Here is a 4,411-nt window from a genome sequence, read left to right on the forward strand (position 1 = left end):
CGTTTTCGGTCAGCAAAAAAGGCTCAAACCATTACGGGACAAAGGGTTAACCTCGATTTATGATTTTCCTTGATATATCTGGGTTTCAGCGATTTTGGGCTTGGTCGAAGTAAATCCCAAGCGGGGATTGGAGTTGAGGCTAACACCCCACACCCTGCCACCACCGAAAAACTTTTTGCCGCAAACCCCAGCTACAGTCCCGCAATTGCCCCTCGCGCCATAGATGCGATCGCTTGTTCCGTGGCCCGGGGTAGATGATAATATTTACCCCCGGCTTTTAGGGCTAATTCTTTGGCAAAACCAGTGGAGACGAATTTTTTCTCCGTATCGATGACCAGCAGTTTAATGCCTAAAGAGCGAATTTTAGCGGCAATATCGAGCAGTTCTGCCTTAATATCCGGTTTTTCCCCCTCCGGAATCGGTTCGCCTAAAGATTTCGCCAAAGGAATATTACTTCTCCCGTCGGTAATCGCCACAATCACCACTTGACCGATATCCCCCGATAAACGGGCATTCATCCCCACATGAACCGCTTGGGTTAAACCGTGGGCTAAGGGGGAACCGCCGCCACAGGGCAGGGTTTCTAGACGTTTTTTCGCTAGGGTAATCGATTTGGTCGGCGGCAATAGTACATCTGCTCGCTCGCCCCGGAAAGGAATCAGCGCAATCTGGTCGCGATTTTCGTAAGCTTCCGTTAACAGACGCATAACCGCACCTTTGGCCGACTGCATCCGATTGAGCGCCATGGAACCGGAGGCATCGACGACAAAGACAATTAAAGAACCGGCCTTGCGGGCCAACCGTTTTGAGCGCAGATCCCCTTCTTCTATAATCACACGACGTTCGGGATTCCTTAAGCGACGGGCTTTTTGATAGGGGGCGGCCGCCCGGAGAGTGGCATCGACGGCGACTCTTTTCACCTTGCCCCGGGGTAACATCGGCTTAATATAACGTCCTCTATCTTCCGAGAAAATCAGGTTACGCGCCCCCGATTTCCCCTGACGCTGGGCCATCTGGGCGAAATACAGCACACTGGGATCCAGTAAAACCCCTTCCGGGTCGAAAACAAATTCTTCCGGCAGATTATCGGGCTGTTCCGGTTCTTTTTCTTCCTCTTTCTCCTCCTCTTTTTCTTCCTGTTCCTGCTGGTTTTCGTCTTGGGGCGGTTCCGGTGGTGGCGGTGGTGGCGGTGGTTGTTGTTGTTCCTGTTCGGGAGGTGGTGGCGTAATCAGCGATCGAGGTACAATAACTAATTCGACGGCTCTTTTTAAGTCATCGGCACTGACTAAATCCCGACCTTCTAAAGCAGCGGCGGCCTTGGCTACCCTCACGGCAAAAATCTCGGCGCGATGACCTTCCACCCTACCGCGCACCGCTTCCTCCACTAGATAACTAATTTGTTCGGGTTTAATTTTTACCTCTTTTAACCATTCCCTCGCCAAGATAATTTCGGTTTTTAGATCATCGATTTCTTGGGCATATTGGGCGATAAAAGCGGTGGGAGAAACAGCATACTCGATCGCCTGATTGACGGCGGTTACTCGTTGGTCTAAACTGAGGACACCATCGGCGGAAAGAGCAATGGCAATTCTATCTAATAAATGGGTTCGTAAATCCCCTTCTTCTGGGTTATAAGTAGCGATCAGGATTGGTTTACAGGGATGTTGAAAACTGATGCCTTCCCGTTCAATTTGGTTGCGCCCTTCGCTTAAAACTGTTAGTAATTGGTTAGCAATTTGGTCATCAAGTAGATTAATTTCATCGACGTAGAGAATTCCCCGATGGGCGCTGGCTAATAAACCGGGTTGAAAGACCGGTTCCCCCTGTTTCACCGATTCTTCCACATCGACGGAACCCAATAAACGATCCTCGGTCACTCCTAGGGGAATCTGCACAAAAGGGGCCCGGATAACTTCCGTGGGGACCTCTCCACTGCTATATTCTTCTTTAGTGCGATCGTTCCATTCGTCGGGATTATTGGGATCACAATTAAAGACATTACCTGCGATAATTTCGATCGGTGGCAGTAGGCAATGTATCGCTCGCGCCATGACTGATTTGGCGGTTCCCCGACGACCGGCAATTACCACACCCCCTAGAGCGGGATCCACGGCGGCTAAGAGTAGGGCTAATTTAATCGCTTCTTGGCCGACAACGGCAGTTAGGGGAAAATTGAGGGTCAGAGTGGGCATAGATCTAGATTCAGGCGGCCAAATTCTAGTGTAAAACAGAAGCTCACTGGTCTGGCACTTTTCCTCTTTTGATTCCCGAACTCAGATTTTAGCCGCATCTCGATGGATTTCTTCATCCCCGAACCGATCGACAAGTTGCCGGGTTAATCTAGGATTAGCTCCTGATAACGGCTGTAGAGAGGACAAAAATATGATAGCGACAATAATCGATCGCCTTACGGAAACCAACCCGCAAATTATGCGAGAATGGCAAGGAAGATTAACCCCGAAAAATATCTCGATCGCCTCGGTTATCTCCCTCGTTGGTCAATTATTAGTTTATTTGTACTATCAAAATCTCTTACCGGTAGGGACGGGATTTAGTCGTTACTGTACCGCTAATCCCCCCAATAACAACGACTATTATCCCTATAGTGGGCTTAAATACTGTATCCAAGACTTAAATGGTGAATGGATGATTATCTCCCGGTTATGGTGGTTAGATATCTTCACTTTTCTGAGTATTAGCGGTATTTTCGCTCTTTTAGTGGTGGGAACCTATCAATTAATCGCCGATCTTTCCGGGGAAGAACGCCGGGGTACACTTAATTTTATCCGTCTGAGTCCCCAACCCGCCAAAACGATTTTTATCGGCAAAATTTTCGGGGTTCCCATTCTCCTCTATCTCGTCTGTCTTCTCGCTTTACCCTTTCACTTGGGGGCGGGTTTATCAGCAGGTATTCCCTTATCCCTAATTTTAGCCTTCTACGGGGTTCTAATCGCTAGTTGTGCCTTTTTCTATCATGCAGCCCTTAGTTTCGCTTTAGCCACGCCATGGTTAGGGGGATTTCAACCCTGGTTAGGCAGCGCGACAGTCTTAATCTTTGTGTTTTATAGCACTATTTTTACTTTATCGGGCCATAGCTCCCGTACCCCCTTTGATTGGTTAATTCTCTTTAATCCTAGTTTTGTCCTTCCCTATCTAGTTAAATCTACCTTTCTCCCCCCCGATGCGGTACGCTATCTAGGAATCCCACAAGTCTTCGACCTTCGTTGGTACGGTCAATCTCTCTGGCAATCGGTTACAACGGGTATTAGTTTAATTTTGCTCAATTTTGCCCTCTGCACCTACGGGTTAACCAGAATTATCCAGCGTCGCTTCCATAATCCCCTCGCTACTCTTGTTAGTAAACCCCAAAGTTACTGGATGATGGGTTGTTTTAGCGCTATTAGCCTGGGTTTTGTCTTCCAAACTCTGGAAACGAGCTATATTTTCGATAATTTTGCGATTCTTAGCGTTTTTGTGGCGATTTTTGGCTTGTTAATCCTTTTTGCCCTCACTCCCCCTCGTCAAACTATCCAAGATTGGGCGCGCTATCGTCATCTGCAAGAAAAAACGGGCATTAGTCTGGGGAAAGCTGTAATCTTTGGCGAAAAAAGCCCTTCTACCCTAGCCATGGCTATTAACGTCGCCATTGCCATTTTATTCATCCTTCCCGCTATTTTTATCGCCCCTCTCCATCAATATAAACTAGCCACTGCAGCCGGGTTTCTCTTGGCAATGAACATGATTTTAGTCTATGCCGCTATCGCCCAATTATTGATGTTAGCCAGCACAAATAAGCGCGCTTTGCTGGCAGCCAGTAGCATCGGCATTTTGATTATTTTCCCTTTCCTCTGTTTCGCTGTCTTGCGAGTTAATCCCAGTCAATCTCCGCTTTTATGGTTTTTTACTTTTCTTCCCATTGCCGCTACTAAATACGCTACACTTCCCTCTTTCGCTTTGGCAATTTTCAGTCAGTGGTTGGGTTTAACCCTCCTCGGATGGCAAATTAATCGGCAATTAAATCGCCTTGGTGCCTCGGCAACTAAAGCGTTAATGCCGGGCTAAAAAATACCGACTCAAGGGGGAGATTAAATAATATCTCTGCCGACAATTTTCTCCCCTTGAGTGTCGGTTAAATTTTTTTTTCCAAAAAAGCTTGACAAAACCCCGCAACTTGACAGATAATTTCTTGTATAATGGGAATCCGTGCCTGCCTGCGACCCCCTCTTTTCAGGTCAAATAAAGCCCAAAAAAATTAACCCCAAAAAGTAGTCGGTGAACTGATAACTGATAACTGATAACTGATAACTGATAACTGATAACTGATAACTGATAACTGATAACTGATAACTGATAACTGATAACTGATAACTGATAACTGATAACTGATAACTGATAACTGATAACTGATAAC

General features: G+C 46.8%; 2 protein-coding genes. One reads left to right on the plus strand and one right to left on the minus strand.

Annotation, left to right across the window (positions count from 1 at the left end; all coding sequences use genetic code 11):
• Nucleotides 1-191 precede the first annotated feature (191 nt).
• Nucleotides 192-2,192 carry a magnesium chelatase ATPase subunit D gene (gene bchD, locus IM479_RS08810; RefSeq protein ID WP_287685929.1) on the minus strand — a complete coding sequence of 667 codons (2,001 nt, stop codon included), beginning with the start codon at nt 2,190-2,192 and terminating at the stop codon, nt 192-194.
• 190 nt (nt 2,193-2,382) lie between these two features.
• Here bchD and IM479_RS08815 point away from each other — a divergent pair, with 190 nt between their 5' ends.
• Nucleotides 2,383-4,062 carry a hypothetical protein gene (locus tag IM479_RS08815; RefSeq protein WP_287685930.1) on the plus strand — a complete coding sequence of 560 codons (1,680 nt, stop codon included), beginning with the start codon at nt 2,383-2,385 and terminating at the stop codon, nt 4,060-4,062.
• The last annotated feature ends 349 nt before the right edge of the window (nt 4,063-4,411 follow it).

The sequence above is a fragment of the Microcystis sp. M165S2 genome (assembly GCF_020245885.1).
In the GTDB taxonomy this organism is placed as follows: domain Bacteria; phylum Cyanobacteriota; class Cyanobacteriia; order Cyanobacteriales; family Microcystaceae; genus Microcystis.

Bases quoted from the DNA above. Each gene is read 5' to 3' on its own strand.
- bchD (WP_287685929.1), bottom strand. From the start codon at position 2,192: ATGCCCACTCTGACCCTCAATTTTCCCCTAACTGCCGTTGTCGGCCAA.
- IM479_RS08815 (WP_287685930.1), top strand. From the start codon at position 2,383: ATGATAGCGACAATAATCGATCGCCTTACGGAAACCAACCCGCAAATT.